At 39.6% G+C, this 21,256-nt stretch carries 18 protein-coding genes; 4 read left to right on the forward strand and 14 right to left on the reverse strand.

Going from position 1 to position 21,256, the window contains the following annotated elements; all coding sequences use genetic code 11:
* Positions 1 to 17 precede the first annotated feature (17 nt).
* Positions 18 to 605 carry a TetR/AcrR family transcriptional regulator gene (locus R2R35_RS03015; protein ID WP_317733017.1) on the forward strand — a complete coding sequence of 196 codons (588 nt, stop codon included), beginning with the start codon at positions 18 to 20 and terminating at the stop codon, positions 603 to 605.
* A gap of 91 nt (positions 606 to 696) precedes the next feature.
* On the opposite strand, the gene hisS is transcribed toward R2R35_RS03015, so the two are convergent.
* The 4 genes from hisS to R2R35_RS03035 form a co-directional block, all read right to left on the reverse strand.
* A complete protein-coding gene (gene hisS / locus R2R35_RS03020) occupies positions 697 to 1,932 on the reverse strand; it encodes a histidine--tRNA ligase (protein ID WP_317733018.1) in 1,236 nt (411 codons plus the stop codon).
* A 427-nt stretch (positions 1,933 to 2,359) separates the two neighbouring features.
* Positions 2,360 to 3,301, reverse strand: coding sequence for a lipase family protein (locus R2R35_RS03025; RefSeq protein ID WP_317733019.1), 942 nt, complete (start codon positions 3,299 to 3,301; stop codon positions 2,360 to 2,362).
* Between the two features lie 108 nt (positions 3,302 to 3,409).
* The gene (locus R2R35_RS03030) at positions 3,410 to 4,240 is read right to left on the reverse strand and encodes a hypothetical protein (protein ID WP_317733020.1); all 831 of its coding nucleotides are present in this window, start codon (positions 4,238 to 4,240) and stop codon (positions 3,410 to 3,412) included.
* A gap of 69 nt (positions 4,241 to 4,309) precedes the next feature.
* Complete coding sequence (locus tag R2R35_RS03035; protein WP_317733021.1) at positions 4,310 to 5,164, reverse strand: pyridoxamine kinase; 855 nt, start codon at positions 5,162 to 5,164, stop codon at positions 4,310 to 4,312.
* 511 nt (positions 5,165 to 5,675) lie between these two features.
* Between R2R35_RS03035 and R2R35_RS03040 the strand changes: the two genes are divergently transcribed.
* On the forward strand, positions 5,676 to 7,460 hold the full coding sequence (locus tag R2R35_RS03040; RefSeq protein ID WP_317733022.1) for a methyl-accepting chemotaxis protein: 1,785 nt from the start codon (positions 5,676 to 5,678) through the stop codon (positions 7,458 to 7,460).
* A 214-nt stretch (positions 7,461 to 7,674) separates the two neighbouring features.
* Here the strand turns inward: R2R35_RS03040 and R2R35_RS03045 are convergent, their stop codons facing one another.
* A complete protein-coding gene (locus R2R35_RS03045) occupies positions 7,675 to 8,631 on the reverse strand; it encodes an NAD(P)H-dependent glycerol-3-phosphate dehydrogenase (protein ID WP_317733023.1) in 957 nt (318 codons plus the stop codon).
* Between the two features lie 573 nt (positions 8,632 to 9,204).
* Here R2R35_RS03045 and R2R35_RS03050 point away from each other — a divergent pair.
* Both R2R35_RS03050 and R2R35_RS03055 read left to right on the forward strand, forming a co-directional pair.
* Positions 9,205 to 10,128: an ArsR/SmtB family transcription factor gene (locus R2R35_RS03050; RefSeq protein WP_317733024.1), complete on the forward strand. Its 924-nt coding sequence runs from the start codon at positions 9,205 to 9,207 to the stop codon at positions 10,126 to 10,128.
* A 214-nt stretch (positions 10,129 to 10,342) separates the two neighbouring features.
* Entirely contained in the window at positions 10,343 to 10,879 is a 537-nt protein-coding gene (locus tag R2R35_RS03055; RefSeq protein WP_317733025.1) for an HXXEE domain-containing protein, read from the forward strand.
* 146 nt (positions 10,880 to 11,025) lie between these two features.
* Here R2R35_RS03055 and R2R35_RS03060 read toward each other — a convergent pair whose 3' ends face one another.
* From R2R35_RS03060 to R2R35_RS03100, 9 genes are all read right to left on the reverse strand, one after another.
* On the reverse strand, positions 11,026 to 11,970 hold the full coding sequence (locus R2R35_RS03060; RefSeq protein ID WP_317734732.1) for an IS3 family transposase: 945 nt from the start codon (positions 11,968 to 11,970) through the stop codon (positions 11,026 to 11,028).
* Positions 11,925 to 12,605, reverse strand: a complete 681-nt coding sequence (locus R2R35_RS03065) for a transposase (RefSeq protein WP_317731278.1) — start codon at positions 12,603 to 12,605, stop codon at positions 11,925 to 11,927. Before R2R35_RS03065 ends, R2R35_RS03060 begins: the two co-directional genes overlap by 46 nt.
* Positions 12,606 to 12,835: 230 nt before the next feature.
* Positions 12,836 to 14,314, reverse strand: a complete 1,479-nt coding sequence (locus R2R35_RS03070; protein ID WP_317733026.1) for an L-fucose/L-arabinose isomerase family protein — start codon at positions 14,312 to 14,314, stop codon at positions 12,836 to 12,838.
* Positions 14,315 to 14,551: 237 nt separating this feature from the next.
* Entirely contained in the window at positions 14,552 to 15,175 is a 624-nt protein-coding gene (locus R2R35_RS03075) for a peptidase C39 (protein WP_317733028.1), read from the reverse strand.
* Positions 15,176 to 15,228: 53 nt separating this feature from the next.
* Positions 15,229 to 16,101, reverse strand: a complete 873-nt coding sequence (locus tag R2R35_RS03080) for an ABC transporter permease (protein WP_331670209.1) — start codon at positions 16,099 to 16,101, stop codon at positions 15,229 to 15,231.
* Positions 16,102 to 16,157: 56 nt separating this feature from the next.
* On the reverse strand, positions 16,158 to 17,102 hold the full coding sequence (locus tag R2R35_RS03085) for an ABC transporter permease (protein ID WP_317733029.1): 945 nt from the start codon (positions 17,100 to 17,102) through the stop codon (positions 16,158 to 16,160).
* Positions 17,095 to 18,111 carry an ABC transporter ATP-binding protein gene (locus tag R2R35_RS03090; RefSeq protein WP_317733030.1) on the reverse strand — a complete coding sequence of 339 codons (1,017 nt, stop codon included), beginning with the start codon at positions 18,109 to 18,111 and terminating at the stop codon, positions 17,095 to 17,097. The genes R2R35_RS03085 and R2R35_RS03090 overlap by 8 nt, the downstream gene beginning before the upstream one ends.
* A gap of 289 nt (positions 18,112 to 18,400) precedes the next feature.
* Complete coding sequence (locus R2R35_RS03095; protein WP_317733031.1) at positions 18,401 to 19,393, reverse strand: ABC transporter ATP-binding protein; 993 nt, start codon at positions 19,391 to 19,393, stop codon at positions 18,401 to 18,403.
* Complete coding sequence (locus R2R35_RS03100; RefSeq protein ID WP_317733032.1) at positions 19,390 to 21,042, reverse strand: ABC transporter substrate-binding protein; 1,653 nt, start codon at positions 21,040 to 21,042, stop codon at positions 19,390 to 19,392. The genes R2R35_RS03095 and R2R35_RS03100 overlap by 4 nt, the downstream gene beginning before the upstream one ends.
* Positions 21,043 to 21,256: the final 214 nt, after the last annotated feature.

The raw sequence follows: 21,256 nt of genomic DNA on the forward strand, positions 1-21,256 counted from the left end.
ATAAGGAGAAGTGAGGCATGCCGCGTTTTAGCGAAAATGAGAAAAAAAGATTATCTGAAAAACTCCTTACGGAGGGAGAAAGGCTTTTTACCAAACACGGAATCAAGAAAGTCACCATTGATGATATTGTCGAAGCCGTAGGAATAGCAAAAGCGTCCTTTTATACTTTTTATGAAAGTAAAGAGTATCTTTATTTAGACATAGTTCAAAACATACAACAGAAAATTTTTGCAGAACTAAATACGAGACTGGATTCCAATACAGCTTTATCAAATAAAGAGCGTGTTCTGCAGGTGTTTGATTGGATGAATACGCTGATGTATCAATACCCTATTTTAACTCATATGGATACTGTTACCACAGAGTTGATTGCCCGTAAAGTCTCAACGGAACGGCTGCTGCTATTCCAGGAGCAAAATTATGATGCTGCCCTGGTACTGTATAATCATGGAGTACGTTTTTCCTGTGATATTAAGACAGTGTCCCATACTTTTCAGGCTATTTACCACAGCTGGATGTATCTGCACGCTCAGGGAGAAGAAGTACAAGCCGCAGTAACTGGCCTTCTTTTGCAAGGTGTTGTCAGCCAGATTGTCACCAATTAGTGAATAATTGATAAGACTTGTCAAATGCCATTCAAGCTGTCATTTGACAAGTCCATATTGATAACTTAATAAAAAGTCATTTATGGGATTATTAATCCCCTATCAATTGCAATTCTTCTGATTGTCCATAAATAAAGAAACCATCATACCCCTGCTCTTTCAGTCTGTCAATAAATTTACCTGTCTTCTTCGGTTTCACATACAGTGCCACGTTGTGCGTCTCACGGAAATTCTTAGCAGTCTCCATCGCTGGAAGGAAATCCTTCTCCTCATAAATAACAGCAATCTGCTTCTTCCTGTCAGGAATCTGATAACCGATATCCGTTAAGATTCCGAATATTCTTTCAAATCCGATAGAAAATCCAACCGCAGGTACACTGTCATTTAAAAATTTTCCGATTAGGTTATCGTATCTTCCGCCACCTGCTATTGCACCTCTGAATTTCGTACTTTCTACTTCAAAAACAGTACCGGTATAATAACCCTGTCCTCTGATAAGGGTAATATCATAATCAATTTCCAATTCACTGTTTACAGCTTTTACAGACTCCAGGATAAATTGAATTTCCTTTAAACTTTCTTCTTCCGGGCAGATTTCCGATGCCTTACTTAAAGTAAAAGGTTTGGTAGAAAGTATCTCTGCAAGCTTCTCTATGCTGGCTGCAGCATATCCCTTACCGGCAAGTTCGTTCTTGACTCCGTCAAGCCCAATCTTATCCAGCTTATCGATAGAAATGCAGACACTGTCAAGCTCTTCTGCCCCAAAACCTGCCGTAGTCAGAATGGCTTTTAGAAGCTTTCTATTGTTGATCTTTACCTTGAATTCACCGATTCCGATATTCTTAAGTGCCTGAGCGGTTGTAATTATAAGTTCAACCTCTGCTGTCAGGGAGGTGGTTCCAATGATGTCAATATCACATTGATAGAACTCTCTTAGACGTCCTTTCTGAGGACGTTCCGCACGGTAGACTCTGTCTATCTGTATGCACTTAAAGGGTGCCAGAAGCTTGTCCTTATTGCTTGCATAATATCTGCTGAGGGGTAAGGTAAGATCATAGCGAAGTCCCATATCACTAAGCTCTTTTTCTTCTTTTGCCTCGAGTGCTTTCTCTAATTTATCCCCTCTTTTTAATATTTTAAAGATAAGGTTTAAATTCTCGCCACCTTCACTTTTATCCAGATTCTCAATATCCTCAATGACCGGTGTCATAATTCTCTGAAAACCGCAGGATTGATAGGTTTTTAATATCTGATCCATTAAATAGTCCCTAAGGGCTGCTTCTTTTGGTAAATAATCATTGGTTCCTTTTACGGTAGAAATTTTCATAGCTGTTCTTCCTTCTTTCAATAAATTATTGTTACAGGCACAGAGAATGCCTGAGGTAATTACAAAAACCCCATTTGCTGTTCTGTCCGCTTCATTTGTTATCAATCTACTTTATTTCTGTACAAATGGCATCATTTTGCTTCCCAAACAGCAGCTTACTTACTGTCTCTTGCATCTTGTCGCTTTTAACAGACCCAGGGAAATCTGCTCCCTAAAGCGTAACCCCCTCATGGAAACAATAGTCAAACGCACCCTAAATAACAGAATTTGGCAGCATGGAATGCTGCCCTTTATCACACGATATAAAATTCGGCCTCTCATATATCCGCCTTCTGTGTTAACAGTAACTGTTCTTTTATCAGGCGAATAAAGAATACCGGAAATAAATCCTGCTAACAACATAACGAAGAGTATTCTTAAGAATACTTTAATGTAACACAGTGTATTTGTCAAGCAGATAGTAGTCTTTTCCATGACTGTTTGCCAGTATTTGCAATGCTCCGTAACGTATTACCTGTTCTATGGCACAGAAGGAATTAAGGGTTTCTCCTGATATATTTCTTGCATTCGGCGGGTATTTTCCATAATTATCCACCTGATGATATATGCAGAATTCCTCTCCTACCGATTTATATGCCGGCAGTTTAAAACATTCGGCAAATAGTTCCTGAATGGGTCCAAGCCGTTTTAATAAGGTCATTTCCTGTACGGTTAAAGGCAGATGACAGACAACATCCAAAAAAGCCTCATAACGATAGTGTTTCAGTTGGTAATTTTCAGCGAATATCCTGTCTCCAACTCTTGGCGCACCAAAGGTATATAACGTTATCCTGTTCTTATATTCTTCTTGGTTTATTTCTGCCAGCATTTCTGCCATTAAACAGGCAACGGCTCCGCCTTTGCTATGACCGGTAACTATTATTTCCGGCTCCAGACCACTGCCTTTAAGTTTATCATAAAGTACTGCTGCCTGAGTTAACATACCCGTCTTAAGACTTTCTGCAGCACTTAAAAACCCTCCATGGACGAACCCCCTGCCATAAGGAGTAAAGGGTACAGGAAAAGCAATAAAATTATTCAGCCAATCCAGAATGCTGCCCTCCAAGGTATCATCCCCATCTGTTCCTCTTAATGCGATTATGAGCTTATTTCCGGCTATACCCATTAATCCGGCATGTATATTATTAAGACCCGCTGAAAAGGTATATATTTTATCTGTAAATCCAGCCATCTTATACCAGTTGACCGGTCTTCCATTCAGCCACTCATCAATCCTTATGCGATAATAAACCGGTAGCTTTCCTCCTTTAATGTTATACGTCAGCATAGAAGCTGCTAACATAGCCATGGAATCCTTATTGTCAAACATAATCACCACCATTTCTCTATCAATGATCGATAGATTATAACCTGCCCCTCTGTATACCAAGACTGCTTCTGATACATCTTTAATAGAAAGAATAGACTCAAGTGTAATTTACATGTCTTTTTTGCAAATACCAGTTAAAGTCACATCAACCGACACTTCATCTGCAGTAGTGCTTTTTACAGTTCCGGCAAGGACAACAGTGGTAATCTTACCAACCGGAATACGGAGAATCTTAATTTGATCATCATAAAGATAGATGTCATTTACCAGACTATCCTTTACAAGTTCACCGCCGACAATCAGGGTGAGCGTAAATATCAAATTGCAGTCTTTGGCTCCCTGTAAGGTAATAACACATTCTTCCCAAAAGCAATTTGCATTAAGATAAAGATTATCAAGTGTCCCGATTCCTTTAAATTTCCCAAACCAGCTGACGGAAGTCTGTTCCACTGCTTCAGGCGTTATAATGTTGGTGATTCGTCCTGCCTGTTCAAATCCCTTGGTGATATTATGCGTTTCTGCAATTTCTCCATAATCAGAAGAGATATCAAGACGATGAAGCTCTCCCTCCCCAGGCTCTGATAAAATAAGGCGCAAGGTGCCTCCATTTACCCACCCTAAGGATTTTGTCTCCCTTTCAGTGATATTCTTTGACGCCATATTTTCAAAGTAAACTCTTAAATCTTTGCTTTCATGATCCTCATAGGCCAGGACAATAAAGGAGCTTTCTGTATGTTCCAGCTGATAGCAAACAGCTGCTGCAAGATTTTGTGAGCCTACAGCAGCTGTCTCTTCCCATTCCACATAAGCAACAGCTTCTGTCTGCCTTTTGATTCGCCCGGGAAAGCAGAAGTTCTTCATATTTACTTTAAGATTTCTAATCAGAATCCAATCGTAATCTGTTTGATTTATAAGAAGTACATAACCTTCCTGTTTCAAAACACTCCCTCTTTTTCTCTGCTTACTTTTTACAATCTATGAAAGAGGTTGTGTATCCATACACGTTTTTTAGATTTTCCTGCTCGCAGAACATACTTTTGCAAGTTCATAAAGTCCTTCTTCAAAATTAACGCCAAAGCGGTTATCTGTTCCGGCTCTGTAGGTTCTTTTTATGGCTTCGGCTGTAAAATCTACGGCCAGCTTTAAGGCCTCCTCCATGGAAAAACCGCTTAACAGCCCGGTTAACAGAACACTTGAGAATACATCACCGGTTCCATGGTACATTCCGGGTACCTTCTCTCCGAGAGAATAAACGGTCTGTCTGCAAGTGCTGTCATAAGCTGCTGCACCAATTTGCCCTTCCTCGAAATAAACTCCTGTAAGTACAACTTTCTTTGCACCAAAGTCAGCCATTTTGTGAAGCAGTTTTTCTATATATTCCGGTGTATAAGGGCCTTCCAGGTACTCCTCCTGTACCAAAAGTGCTGCTTCTGTAATATTAGGAACAAGAATATCAGCCTTTTCACAAAGTCCTGCCATACCTCTGGGAAAATCCTCTTTAAAAGAAGTATATAATCTGCCATTGTCGCCCATAACGGGATCGACAACAATTAAAGTCTCCTTTTTCTTATACATATCAAATATCTGCGAGACCATATCCAACTGCGCAAATGAACCCAAATACCCCGTATAAATTGCGTCAAAGGAAATATCAAGCGTTTTCCAGTGTTCTGCAATAGGGAGGATATCCTCCGTCAGATCTCTGAAGGTGAAACCTTCAAAACCGCCTGTATGAGTTGATAATACCGCTGTTGGTATAATACTTGTTTCATAACCTCCTGCCGACAGGATAGGTAATGCTACGGTAAGGGAACATCTGCCGAAGCAGGATATATCATGTATGGCTGCAACTCTTTTCTGCATGTGTAAATTTTCCTCCTCTATATTCAGCAGTAAGTTTATAAGCTCACTGCTTTTTTCAGATCAATTCCAGTAAAAGACTGGTAATTCCAAATTCCGCTTATTTTTTTATTTACGATATCCGATAAAGTAACCATAGCAATAAAGCTTGCATTTAATGGTTTTATTAATCGGGCGATTTGCTATATCTATATTGGTATGCTGCTCCTTCATTTGAACAGCCTGGTGCTTTCTCCTTTTAGGTACCTTTATTTTCCTTTCAGATTACTGATATGATATAGCAAAACTGGTATATACACAATATCCAGTTTTATTATTATGGATAGTGCCAGATTGTCTCGACAAATAATACCTTTATTGTCAATATTTAAGTTATATTGTAGAATGTATTATATTCAAGTTGAACTTATGTTTTAGACCCATCCAAGATAAAATACTCCGCTTTAAATTTTTTACTTGGGCTCCAAACATTTGATCAACTTTTATTGTTACTATTATTTAGGGAGGGTACTTTATGAAGCTCAAAAATTTAAAAGTACGTACACAAATTATACTGCTTGCTACTGTTCTGGTTACTGCTACTGTTCTAATTGGAATTGTTTCACTCATTTCACAGCAAAATAGCCTAAAGAGCAACCTGCACGTACTGGAGACCAGCATCCGGTTAGATTATGACAACAATGTAAAGACACAAGTAGAGACAGCAATCTCATTGCTGAATACGGTTTATGAGAAATACGAGTCCGGTGATTACACGATGGAAGAAGCCAAGGTAGTCGGTGCTGACCTGTTACGTAACCTTACCTATGGGGATAATGGTTATTTCTGGGCAGATACTTACGACGGTACCAATGTTGTAATGTTAGGCACGGAAACAGAAGGAACTAATCGTTTTGATCAAAAAGATGTAAATCAGTTTGCTTTTATTCAGGCAATAATTGAAGCTGGAAAGAATGGCGGCGGGTATACCGACTATTGGTTTTCCAAAGCAAATGAGACAGAAGCCAGTCCAAAACGAAGTTACAGTCAGGCTTTTGAACCCTTCTCCTGGGTTATCGGAACAGGAAATTACACAGATTATATAGACGATATCGTAAAACGGACTTCACAGGACCAGGAAAAAAAGGTAGAAGCGGTTATCATGAATAACATTATCATCATTCTCCTTACCGCTGTTGTATCAATTTTCCTGTCAGTTGTTATTATCCTACGTCTAAATAACAGCTTCAAGGCAATCAGCAAGTATTTGGAGCAGCTGGCGAAAGGAGATTTCAGGACAACCCTTCCTGCTATCTTTAAGAATCGCAAGGATGATTTCGGACTTCTGGCGAAGGATTTGGAGCATATGAAAAACTCTGTTGGCAATTTAATCGGCAATACCAAAGCTGAAGCAGATAAGATTGTTCAGGCAGTTGCTAATGCAAAGGATAATATGTTATCTCTAAACAATAATCTGTTAGAAGTATCCGCAACCACGGAGGAACTGGCTGCAGGTATGGAAGAAACCGCCGCTTCTTCTCAGGAATTGAATTCAACCTCTTTAGAAATCGAATCAGCCTCAAGAAGTATTGCTGAAAAATCTCAGGATGGAAGCTTAAAGGTTATTGAAATCAGTAAACGTGCTGCCAGCACGAAAGAAACTGCGGAAATTTCCCAAAATAAGATACAACGGATTAGCAGCGATATCAGTTCACATCTGAAGGAAGCGGTTGAACAGGCTAAAATCGTTGAACAGATTGATGTATTATCCCATTCCATCATGAACATAACCGCACAGACAAATCTGCTGGCATTAAATGCAGCCATTGAAGCAGCCAGAGCCGGTGAGGCCGGTAAAGGTTTCTCTGTGGTAGCTGATGAAATCAGAAATCTTGCCGAACAGTCCAAATCTATGGTTCAGCAGATACAAGGTGTTACTGTGAAAGTAACGGAAGCTGTTGAAGATTTGTCTCAAAGTGCAAACAGCCTGTTAGATTTTGTAACAAGCGATGTTAACGAAAGTATTGAAAGCTTTATCGGAATTGCAAAGGATTACAAAGATGATTCTCTTTATGTAGACAACCTGGTCACAGATTTCAGTGCAACGGCACAACAGTTGCTGGCTTCTATCCAGAGTATCTTACTGGCAGTTAATCAGGTTTCCCTGGCAGCCTCTGAGGGTGCCTCCGGTACCAGTGATATTGCCGTAAAAGTAGGGGATGTCAATGTTAAATCTGAACAGGTAGTAAGCCTGATTGCTTCTGCTGATGAGAGCTGTCTGGTATTAAAGAAAGAAATCAGTCATTTTAATGTTTCATAAATAGCCAAAATACAAAGATACAGATTAACAACCGGACAAAAGACGGAGGTTGAGAGAAACTCAAGCAAGTTTTATGTCCGGTTAATTCATATCATTTTTATGGAGCTGATTAAAAGAAACCTTCTGGCTTAAGTTTTCTTTCCTTCTTAATCAGCCACAACAATTGATTTAATAATTGAATAATTATTAAATATACAGCTACTATAAATTTGCTCTAAAATTCGTTTTTTAAATCCCTGGAAAATAATTGCTCCAGAATAGTCTTTGTATCTTTCTTCTCATACAATACAGCAAATACTGCCTTGCAGATTGGCAGGTCTACCTGATATCTCTCGCCTAATTCAATCAAAGCTTTTACTGTATAATAGCCTTCTGCCAGATCTGTAAATACCTCTCCTTTTACAAAGCTTTCCCCAAACCCTCTGTTATGACTGAACTCTGAAAATACCGTAGCCTGATAGTCTCCCAAATGACATAAACCGTAGGCAGACAGTTCATTACCGCCCATTGCTTTGATCAGTCTTGCGATTTCCCTGGTTCCTCTGGACATTAATGCCCCTTTTAATGTGGTAAGATTAAGACCATCCAACATACCTGCTGCTATACCAATAACATTCTTGGCAGCTGCACCTATTTCATTTCCAATTAAATCCTGACCATAATAAAATCGTATCAGCTCGCCGGAGAATTCACGAATAAGCCGCTCTTTCACCTGTTTTTCTTCGCTGTCTATTACCATGCAATTCGGAATATCTCTTAAGTATTCCTGCACATGTCCCGGTCCCAGCCAAACGGCAATATGGTTGCTGTCATCAAGGCCTTGTGCAGCAATTTCTGTTAATCTTCTGCCGGTTCCAATCTCAATCCCTTTCATACACAACACAAAAGTCTTATTAACCAGGTTCCGCTGCCCTATATCAGCCATAAGCCTTTCTAAACCCTGGGAATTAATCGAGATTACAATAATCTCAGCAGAATCCAGGTCTGATAACTCCACAGATAGCTGAACACTTTCCTGAAGCGTTAAAAGTCCATTGCTCCTGGTCTCTAAAAATTCCTTCATATGCTTGGATGTACTTCTGCCATAAAGTGTTACCTGATGACCTATTTTATCTAAATACCAGGCTATAAAGGAGCCCCATCTTCCACAGCCAATCACCGTAATGTTCATTTTTACCTCTTTCTCTATCAACCGCACCTGCTTCAGATGCAATTTTCTGTGTCTTTTTATACCTGCTGCTTACTGACTGAGAGCTTTACGTAAGAAACTCAGTTTATCGTACCAAATGCTTTGTTATTCCATTAATCATCACAAAATAGAATCTCCAAAGCCAGTAGCAGCTTATCTGCCAATCCTGATTTTTTCCGTAATACTATATTATTTTCCTGTAGCTATATTAGTGTTCATTTTATGTCTTAATAACATTCGTATTATATGAAAAAAAGAGCCGATAATCATAAACGAAAACGTTTAAGGATCGGCTCTGGGGATGCAAATTTATATAACTAGGTTATAACCAGATAATACCATACTAAATAATAAAATGCAAGAGAAAATTTTAATTTTTCTCATTTTATATCATATTTTTCTTCGTCTGCAATTTATTTCTTCCATCCTGACCACGCTATACATGAAACCGTTGACTTTAACAGATGGCAATTCTATAATTAATAGTATACTAAGAATATAATCAGTGTTTGAAGGTATTTCTCCTTCCTTTAAACTCTACGAAAGGAAACAATTATGCTGTATTTTAAATCCATTCAAGAGGCAGAGGAGGTTTTGAGAGCATTAAGTACACCTGTAAGAATGAAGATTATGGAAATGATTTATGCAGATGACCAGTTAAGTATGAATGATCTTGCAGAAGCACTTGGACTTACCAACAGTGCTATCTCAATGCATGTCAGTAAATTAGAAAAAGCCGGACTTGTTAAAATTCGTACCAAACCCGGTAAAAGAGGTACTATGAAAATAGTCCGTCCTCAGCATGACCGTTTGATGATAGATTTTGCCGCTATGACAGAAGCCAGAAAATATTATCTGGATAACTTACGAATAGGTTATTTCACTACCTCAAAGGTGTCACCTACCTGTGGTCTGGCATCCGTTAAGAACATAATCGGCGAATATGATGATCCACGTTATTTCAACTTTCCTGAAAGGTTTGATGCCGGAATACTCTGGTTCGGAAGCGGTTTCATAGAATACAATATACCAAATCATTTAAAACCCGGACAAATCATAGAAGAATTGCAGATTTCCTTTGAAATCAGTTCTGAATATCCGAAGTTTAAAGCAGATTTTCCTTCCGATATTTATTTTAATATTAATGGTGTATCCCTTGGTTACTGGGTAAGTCCTGGTGACTTTGGCGACCGTAAGGGTTATCTCTCTCCTTCCTGGTGGCCGGATTCCATGAATCAATACGGCCTGCTGAAAACATTGATCGTTAATGCAGAGGGTACCTTTATCGATGGCGGAAATCAAATATCAAATGCTACCATCGATGATCTTTCCATCGACTATACTTCTCCTATTACCTTCCGCTTTGAAGTCCCCAAGGAAACGGCAAACTGCGGAGGTCTTACCCTGTTTGGAGAAGATTTTGGTGATCATAACCAGGCAATCCGAATAAAGACCATCTATAGAGATGATAAGAGATAATATGCAGAAGGGACTGTTACGAAATATATTCCAAAACTGCTTATTCTTAAGCAATTACAAAATAACTGCTTTTATAGAAAGAGAGCCGCTATTTGTTTGATAATAACAAGAAATAAAATTTATATTATTTAGCAGATACGAAAGCAATACTATAATTTTATGTGTTATAGCACATGAAAATCACTTATATTATGGGCGTTTAGGGGGTATGCAGATGAATGCTATGAATGTCTTGGTATGGCTGTTTCCTATACTTTTTATCTTTCACGATTTTGAAGAAATAATTTTCATGAAAATGTGGGTACGTAAGAATAAAAACTATTTAAGTGAAAGACTTCCTGCATTATCCAAAAGGTTACTGCCTCATTTTGATAATATCACAACATCAGCGTTTGCATTTGGCGTTGCAGAAGAATTTATTCTGATAAGTATAATTACAGTTGCTTCTTATATGACCAATTGGTATATCCTATGGATAGGATTGTTTATCACATTTACTTTGCATTTAGTAATACATTGTTTGCAGGTATTGATCGTAAGAATATATGTCCCTGCTATTATTACAAGCATTATTTGCTTGCCTGTGTGTATTTATATTATTAAGATTATATTGAAATTGTTTCCGTTAGATACTGTTGTCTTGTACTCTGTTATATCCTTTATAATTATGGTGGTTAATTTAATTTTTGTTCACAAGGGTATGGATGTATTCAGCAAATGGTTAGCAAAAAATGAACAGCAAAACCAATGACTCCTTTCAATAAATCCTTTTCCAGGAAAATTTTGTGCTATAAGGTAAAACAGATTGTCTGAGCGCAATGAACTGCTTCCCGTCAAGTAGACAATTAAAAAAATATAAATCTTTCTGCCAGTAAAGTATAACTTACTGGCAGTTTTTTATGCTGCCTGTAGATATAACTCATGTTTCTCCATCGGAGTTAATACACCTAGATTTCTTTGTAAGCGTTTATTGTTATAGTATTTCATATATTTCTCGATCATTTCAACAACTGCTTTCTTACTCGTAAAACGTTTTCCATAATAACGCTCTCTTTTAATAATTCCCCAAAACCCTTCCATTGGCCCATTGTCAATGCACTTTGCCACTCTTGACATACTCTGAGTCATTCCTGCTGATTCAACTTTTGAACGGAAAATCCTGTTTGTATATTGAAATCCTCTGTCACTATGAAATAGTGGGCAAACACCTGGGTTGGTCTCAATCGCAGCATCAAATGTATCAAAGACTAACGAATTATTGTTGTTGTCACGAATGATGTACGATACAATCCGACGGTCATACAAATCAAATATGGCGCTAAGATAGACCTTATGCTTTTCGATGCCAATGTAATAGTGAAATTCAGTTACATCGGTAAGCCATTTCCTGTTGGGTGCATCCGCTTTAAACTCGCGGTTGAGTAAATTTTCTGCTATGTAGTATGGGTTTACTGCTTGTCTTGTACATCCATTACTAGAGTACTTGATTGTTGATTTTATATTCCGATTCCGGCAGATTCTCAATACGCGTTTATCATTTACTTTTATATCATGATACCGTTCCAGGTCATCCCGGATTCTTCGATACCCTTTATCTGGGGATTCCTCATGGATCCGTTCAATGATATCTGCTATGCGCCTGTTTTCGGTTTCGCATGCGGGGATATTCCTGTTTATCCACTTATAGTATGCAGAGCGGGAAATACCACCAAGCTTACATAAAGCATGTATAGGATAGCCGTATTTTTCGTTTACCTCTTTGATTGCCTGGTAAATACTTTCATGGCGAATCAGGCTTAATACCGCCTCCTTTCTATCTCCTCGAGTTTTTTTAAGAAGGATACCTCCATTTCGGCTCGTTCTTTTTCTGCTCTCAAAATCTTGTTTTCAGCCCGGAGTTTCTCTAACTCGTTCATTTGTTCTTTCGATTTCCTTTTTCCACGACTATCATTTAAAGCTTCAACTCCATCTGATTCATATTTAATGGTGTAATTGCGTGCCTGCTGATAGGATATCTGGTGTTTTTCTGCTGTTTCTCTGTAATTGTGATTATGTGCAATACAATACTGTACTATTTCCACTCGCTCATCAAATGTGGTGTTTCTACCTTTGGTCATGATACGGCCTCCTGTTCCGGAAGCTTTCAGCTTCTCATGACCATTATACTTCAAAATCCAGTTTCGTAGTTGGGATGATGAACGAATTCCATATTTTCTGCAGAGTTCAGAATAGGAACCCTTACCATTTAGATAATCTAGTACAGCATTTTTTTTTGTATCCGAAGAATAAGCGGTATTCTGGGAAGTAGTAATAAGACCTTCTTCTCCCAAAGATTGATATAAAGAAATCCACTCCAAAATGCGTGTCCCGCTGATACCTAATAACTGCGCTTCATGATTAGCAGAGGTCTTACCTGATAAATATCTTTGAACAATATTTATCTTTATTTCGAAAGAAAACTTAGCTTTTCTTCCCATAAAAATATGCTTCCTCCTAAGTAACAAGTTTTTTATTATTTCACTTGTCTACTTAGAGGGAAGCATATCACAACAGGTTATCTGTTTTGCATTATAGAAAGCATAAAATATTCCTGGAATCAGGATTTCTTATATCTTGGAATTGTAGTATGAGTTCCTTCTGTTTTGTGCAATTCGCCGTCCACTTATACCAAACTGGCCTTTTCCACTAGAATTCACTTCTTATTACTTTAGCCTGCAAAAGGATTTTCCGTAGGATAAAGAATACCCTTTGGTTGATTGTATCCGATTTCTTTTACATCAACCCCAATGTATTTAAACACTTCATAGATAGCCTTACCATAATGACCAAAAGCGACTGCTCCATGATGAGGATAATTCTTCTCAATCAGTACATGACGGTAGAACCTACCCATTTCAGGAATTGCAAATATACCGATACCACCAAAGGAACGGGTAGCTACAGGTAATACTTCACCTTGGGCAATATATCCTCTTAAGCCGCCTTCAGCTGTTCCCTGTAAACGGAAAAATGTAATATCTCCAGGTGCGATATCTCCCTCTAAGGTACCCTGTGTTACTTCTTCTGGAAGGTTTCTTGCCATAATCATCTGGTATTTCATGGAACAGAAAGCTAATTTGCCGGAAGTTGTATTTCCGCAATGGAAGCCCATGAAGGTATCTTTTAAGCTATAGGCGTGTTTACCCTTGATATCTTCCTCGTAAAGATCTGCCGGTACACTGTTGTTAATATCCAACAAGGTTACAGCGTCCTCACTGATTACTGTTCCGATGAACTCACTGAGGGTTCCGAAAATATCCACTTCACAGGATACCGGTATACCCATTCCTGTCAGTCTGCTGTTTACATAACAGGGCACAAAACCAAACTGTGTCTGGAAAGCCGGCCAGCATTTACCTGCTATCGCAACGTATTCTCTGGAGCCTTTATGCGCCTCTACCCAGTCTAACAGCGTAAGTTCATATTGTGCGAGCTTAGGAAGAATCTCAGGTTTCATGTTTCCTGCCCCCAGCTCTTCTTCCATACTTTTAACTACTTCTGGAATTCTGGAATCTCCGTCATGTTTGTGAAAAGCCTCAAACAAATCAAGCTCTGAGTTCTCTTCAATTTCAACTCCCAGATTATATAACTGCTTAATAGGTGCATTGCAGGCAAGGAAATCCTGGGGACGAGGTCCAAAGGAGATAATCTTTAAATTATTCAGTCCGTTTACTGCTCTTGCGATAGGCAGGAATTCCCCTATCATATCTGCGCATTCAGCTGCTGTCCCTACAGGATACTCGGGTATGTAAGCTTTGATATTGCGAAGCTTTAAGTTATAGCTGGCATTTAACATACCGCAATAGGCATCGCCTCTGCCCCCAATCAGATTACTGCCGGTCTCCTCTGCTGCTGCCACAAACATAACAGGTCCGCCGAACTCTTTGGCAAGTAATGTCTCTGCTGATTCCGGTCCAAAGTTACCCAGGTACACTACCAGTGCGTTGCAGTCAGCTGCTTTTACTTCCTCCAGTGCTTTTCTCATATGGATTTCATTTTCCACACAGGTGGGACATTCATATATCTCTCCGTATTTCTTCACAAACTCTGCCACAACAGCTTTTCTCCTGGATACGGACAAATCCATGGGAAAACAGTCTCTGCTCACTGCTACGATACCTAATTTCAATTCGGGTATATTTTTCATCTTGCTGCTCCTTTTCATACTAGCTCCCATTGTAAGTGCGGTACTGCCACACAGATAAGGTGCAATGCTGTCTTCTGCACATTAACACCACATGATGTAAGCTAAAGATAAATGATATTATTTACTAACTAAACTATTGTAATCCAATATGCTGATTCTTGCAAGTTCTATTCGAAAAGAATTTAAAATAAAAAGGCTGCAGCCTCACATGGTTGCCCCGTGATGCTGCAGCTTCTACTAAATGAAATATTCAATCGATTTTTCCGGGGTCTTCCGATTATTGCAGTTATACAAAAGCATTGCCTCCCTGCCTTTTGAAGGTCCGAACGCATAGCTTCTTACCGTAACTTCATTAAAGATTTCTTTTCGTACTTTGCGATTCATTTTCTTTGGCTGGTCTTCTACCTTGATTATATCAACACCATTAACCGGTCCTTCATAGTCGTAGGGATCAAAAAGGCAGATATAATCTCCTTCTATATCTGTAAGCAGAACATAATGCTCATAGGTATCAAGCCATAATCTTACGATAACCGCTCCCCCCTGCTGAAGGCATCCTATAATCCTGCTGTTCTGTCTGATCCATACCTGTTCTCCTATCAGCATTTCCGTAACAATAGGAAAATGTTTCTTCTCTCCGAATTGATTGAACCACTTGGACAGATACATCATTGCCATTGTCGAGGTACCGCTTTTACCGGATTCACCTGAATTGTCATACTCATCTAAGGTATAAAGCGAAATTGCTTTTAATATATCCGGAACAATTTCTTCTCTTTCAAACAAATATCTCATCGCATTAAGAAGTGTTGTGGGACCGCAGTCATACTCTGATGCCTGATAACTTAATAAATTCTTCATGTCAACCTCTTTCCACAATAGTCTTTGCAAACAATTATTGTCTTTTTTTCATGCTAGCTCTCCGTCGGATCAAAGGCATCTCTAAGAGCATCACCGACGAAATTTATACTGACTACCAAAAGAATTATTACGATTCCGGGGGGCAGCCATAACCAAGGTTTTGAGGTCAGAATCGATAAAGACTGTGCTCCGTTGAGCATATTACCAAGACTCGCCTGAGGCGGCTGGATTCCCATACCAAGAAAGCTAAGAGCTGCTTCATCAAGCATGGAGATAGCAACAACGGAAGTGGCATATACCAGAATTGGTGCTATGGTATTTGGCAGTATCTCAGAAAAAAGAATAAATCTTTTTGGCATCCCTGCTACGATATCTGCCTGAATAAAAGGTTTTTCCCTTAAGGAAAGTACATTACCTCTTACAAGCCTTGCAATACCGGGCCAGTCAACAAAACCCAGTATCAATATTATTGTATTAAGACCCGGTTTAAAAATTGCAGCGGCAACCAGAACCAATAAAATATATGGAAAGGACATGACCATATCCGTAAATCTCATAATAAGCATATCAAGAACTCCCCCAAAATAACCAGCCAGAAGTCCCAATACTACACCGATAACAGTCGATACAGCTGTTGCAGCTAAGCCCACATACAGGGAAATCCGCATGCCATACAACAGTCTGCTCAATACATCCCGGCCCACCTGATCCGTACCCAGAAGGAACATTTTTGACGGAGGTCCGCTGAAATCCCCCACCACTTTATTCGGATCATACGGAGCCAGGAGAGGAGCGAACAAGGCACAAAATACAGCAATTATAAGAAATAAAAAACCTGCTGCTGCCAGCCTGTGTTTTAAGAATCGCCTGATGATATTACCTTTAAGGGACTGCTTCATACTATTATCCTGATTCCTCTTTTTCATTCTAATCCCCTTTTCTTTATCCTAAAACCCTTTGTATTTTCTATTTGGTATCAAGCTTAATATTGAATTGTCGGATCTGCAACGGCATACAGAATATCTGTCAGCAGGTTGGCTGCCATTACTACCAGTGCAGTAATAAGACAAACTCCCATTATAACAGGGTAATCCCTGTTAATGATGGCACTCATAGTCATCAGTCCAAGACCCGGCCAGCTAAAGACCTGTTCAACGATAATAGCTCCGCCAAAAAGAATTGGGATTTGCATACCAAATACTGTAATAACCGGCAGTAATGCGTTTCTTAATCCATGCTTGTTGATGACTTTAAATCTTCCAATCCCTTTGGCTTTCGCAGTTCTAAGATAATCTTTATTCAGTATCTCAAGCATTGAGCTCCTGATATAGCGGATATTGTTACCGGCCATAGACACTGACAGCACAATAACCGGCATTATCATATGTTTTATTACATCCAAGGCTCCACTTTCCGTTCCAAGGGTTTTCATACCGCTGGAGGGCAGAACACCGAGCTTTATGGTAAAGATATAGATCAGTATAAGGCTCAGAAAAAATCCGGGTATACTGGTTCCCAGAAAAGAAAGGGTAACAACGGTATAATCCCCCGGTGAATATTGCCTGACCGCACTATAGATACCTGCTGGAATCGCTATGAGCATACTGACAAAAAGCGAAGTACCCATCAGCAGCAAGGTAGGACCGATATAGGTCTTGATCATACCGGCAACCGGTTGGTATGTTTTCACCGATACTCCGAGGTTTCCTTCAAATAGTTGTCTAAGCCACATGAAATATTGTATATATACAGGCTTGTCAAGTCCTAAAGCAACTCTCTTCACTTCGATTGCCTCCTGGGATATCCTTGCTCCCTGAAGCATTTCCAGCGGATTACCTGCCAGACTCATGAGAAAAAAGTCAATCACTGTTATACCAAGCAACACTGGCAGGGCAATCAGAATTCGTTTAACAATATACTTAAACATCCTTTTCCTCCTCTCTGAGTTTCTTTTGGATAACCGGACAAGCTGCCATATGGACAAGGTCAGAACCAAATGTTTGCAGCTCAGGTATGAAGGTGCTGCATTCTTCCAGGGCATAAGGGCACCTGGGATGGAATCGGCAGCCGGAGGGAATACGATTGGCAGAAGGAATTTCTCCCTTTAACAGAAATTTTTCTCTGTCCCTGCGTTCCGGGTCCGGTATTGGCGCTGCACTGACAAGGGCTTTGGTGTAGGGATGCAGCGGGTTAGCAAAGAGTTCTTTTGAAGCCGCAACCTCCACAATCTTGCCGAGATACATTACCGCAATGCGGTTACTGACATACTTTACCGCCTCTAGTCCATGTCCGATAAAGAGATAAGTGAGTTTTAACTCCTTCTGCAGTTCTTTTAAAAGATTGAGAACCTGCGCCTGGATGGACACATCCAGCGCACTAACCGGTTCATCGCAGATAATAAGCCTGGGATTTAACGAGAGTGCTCTTGCTATGGCAATACGCTGCCGCTGTCCACCAGAGAATTCAAAAGGATATTTCGTTAATGTGTTTGCAGGAAGGCCTACAAGCTCAAGAAGCTGCTTCAGTCTCTCTTCCAGCTGCCTTTTTTCACATATTCCATGATAAAGCATAGGGGCTGAAAGAATATCCCTAACGGTTTTTCGTGGGTTTAAAGAAGAGTAAGGGTCCTGAAATATCATCTGAACCTCTCTTCTTATGTTCTTCTCTATTTTTCCTGTGTTGGCACCCAGATTAATGTTCCTATAAATTATCTCACCAGCCGTAGGCTTTTCCAATGCTGCCAGCTGTCTTCCTACTGTAGATTTACCGCAGCCGGATTCACCTACCAGTCCCAGGGTCTCGCCTTCCTTTATTTCAAAATCAACCCCATCCACTGCTTGAATAAAGCTGATGGTATGCGGTATGATACCACCTCTTACAGGATAATATTTTTTTAGATCTGTTACTTTTAAAAGGGGCTGCTCTTTCTTTTCCATTATACTGCTCCTAACAATTTGGTGAACTTCTATGATTTAAATCTTTGGTTATGGTGTTTCATAACAAGAAGAATCCATAACTTGTATCTATTTCATATCTGCTCGTTTATAAACTAAAATAACTCAATAAGTAGAAAAAATCCAGTCATAATTAATAATTTCATTCAATTTTTTCTTTAGAGATGGAACAGGGCTACAACCGAAACATTATCTGTAAATAAAAGGATGAGATTGGTTTGCATCCAGAAAAATGTAAACCAATCTCATCGGATATTGTCAAAGTCATCCTCTATGCATTTGCTTTATCTATTAAGGCGTTCAATTTATTGTACTTAATACATCTTACTGAATGTCCTTTAGTAATTTCACGTAATTCCTGCTTCACCTTGCATTCCTCCCCTGCATGAGGACATCGATTGAAAAACCTGCAGCCTGTCAGCTTATCATAATTCTCCGGAACACTGCCTTCGATAGGAATCAAACGCCCTTCTTCACCACCGGCACCCGGAATGGAGCCTAAAAGAGCACGGGTATAGGGATGTCCGGGATTTAAAAATAGCTCTTTCACAAAAGCCTCCTCTACAACCTCTCCCGCATACATTACAAGCACTCTGTCGGCAGTTTCTGCAACCACTCCCATGTCATGGGTTATTAATATGATGGACATATTAAATTCCTTATTAAGACTCTTCAGCAAATCCATAATCTGTGCCTGTATGGTTACATCAAGTGCTGTTGTCGGTTCATCGGCTATTAAGAGTTTCGGATTGCAGGCAAGTGCCATTGCAATCATAACTCTCTGCCGCATTCCTCCGGAAAGAGTGTGGGGATATTTCTTAAGCAAAGTACCCGTGTCCGAAAGTCCCACTTTTGTAAGAAGATTTGCAGCTCTTTCAGAAGCTTCTTTTCTACTCAGTTTGGTATGGCTTCGTATTGCTTCCGTCATTTGGTTTCCAATTGTAAATACGGGATTTAGACTGGTAAGTGCGTCCTGAAATATCATGGTCATTTTACAGCCTCTTATTTTATCTAATTCTTTCTCCGATTTTCCCATAAGCTCTTCTTTGTCAAAACAAATGCTTTCTGCAGTCGCCTTACCGGTCTTTCCCAGCAGTCCCATAAGGGACAGGGTGGTAATACTCTTACCAGACCCTGATTCCCCTACAATACTTAAGATTTCACCGGTATTTACATGAAAATCGACACCTGAGATACCGGTAAATGTATTTTTATCCTTCTGAAAGCTGACCTTAAGATCTTTTACTTCCAGTAAACGTGTCATTCTGTCACATCCCACTCATAGATATTGATAAAAGCTCCATAAACGTCAGGAGTTGCATTGACCAGTCTCTTATTAGCGACACCAATGGCACTGATAACATAAGCTGAAAGCATAGGAACATCCTGTTGTACAAGTGTATCAATGGTCAGATACTCTTTCCTGATATCATTTACCTCACTGGTTTTCTGGGTAGCATTCAATGCCTCTGTAATAGTAGTATTGGCATAACCGGTCCAACCGTCAGCTGACAACAGCCAGTTTACATCTGGATATGGGTCAACCGGTGCATAGGTGTATTGTACTGCCATAAGATCAAATTCCTTGCTGCCTGCCTTAGACATAAGTGTTGCAAGGTCTACGGTATTAACCTGAAGTTTGATACCAACTTCCGAAAGGCTTGCAGTTATAAAATCTGCTGCCTGTGTAAACGTGGTATCTCCGCTGTTTACATAGAACTGTAAAACCTTCGAGGAATCCCAGCCATCGCCTTCTGCTGCTTTTACCAGTTCTTTGGCTTTATCTGCATTATAGGGTGTAGGTGTCAGAGAGGGATCATAAAAAGGTCCTGCACTGGATAAAAATCCGTCTATTACTTCACCTTTTCCATTTAAGAGTCCGCTGACCAGCTTTTCTCTGTCTATACCGTATAAAATAGCCTGACGAATCCGGGGATCCGTAACTGTTGTGGTATTAAAGAAAATGGACTGGTTGGTTACCGGGGCGCCATAATTGATATTTACGTTGGTTAACCCTTCTACACTCTTATAATCCTCTTGCAGAATTCCGCCGGTGGTCTGCTGAACAAAATCAATTTCTCCGGATTGAAGACCGGTTAAGAGCTGCGCTGCTGATACGATTTTAATATTCAGCTTATTAATTTTAGGGGCCCCCCTAAAATATTTGTCATTTGCTTCATAAGATACATAATGCTGTAAGTCTACATCTGTAATTTTATAAGGTCCGTTAACTACCGTAGGAGCATTAAACCAGGTATAGGCAGCCAACTGATCCTCTGGTACATCCTTTAATATGTGTTTTGGAACTGTCAGGATATATCTTCCATAAGTATTCTCAAAAGTCGTCAGCGCCATATCGTATTTTGTGGTAAACTGAACAGTTTTATTATCCAGCGCTTTTACACCAGAGATTTCTGTGGCACCTTCCTCTACAAAACCATCATCGCCTACACCTTCAAACGCATACAGTGCCATACTGGCATTGGCAAGTTTAGGACTTGCAAGTTTTAATACGGTAAACACTACATCTTCAGCAGTCACTGGCGTTCCGTCAGACCAGACTGCATTTTTATCTACGTTAACAATAAAATTCCTGTTGTCTTCCGTGGTAATAGAAGAAGCAAGCATTCCCTGAAATTCCAGCTTGCTGTTTAGTTCCACCAAAGGAAGGAACTCCATGGAAACACTATATTTTAATATTTCAGTTGCATCCATTAAAAGTGGATTGACACTGGTTAAGGTGTCTGTCATACCGATATTTACAATTTTTTCTTTCGTCCCGCCTGAAGATTCCGATGAGTTACCCTTTCCTCCCTGGCTGCTATCATTACTTCCACCGCAGGCAGTTAACGAAACCGCCAGAAATAAGCTTAGTACAATGGCCGTTATTCTTGTTTTAATTTTTTTTCTCATATTTTATACCCTTGCATACCACAGTTTACCTGTAATACTGCCACTGAAAATTATATAGAGTGAAGGAATATCATTGTGGCACCTTTCTTTTACAGTATTTTCATTCACCCTTTCTATGGTCATACCCCTTGTCTGGCATCACATCGCAAATACCACCTTACCCCTTTGGTGTTCTTCTGTTTGATGGATTTTTTTAGCGGTATACAATAGCTTT

The sequence above is a fragment of the Anaerocolumna sp. AGMB13020 genome, assembly GCF_033100115.1.
Taxonomy (GTDB): domain Bacteria; phylum Bacillota; class Clostridia; order Lachnospirales; family Lachnospiraceae; genus Anaerocolumna.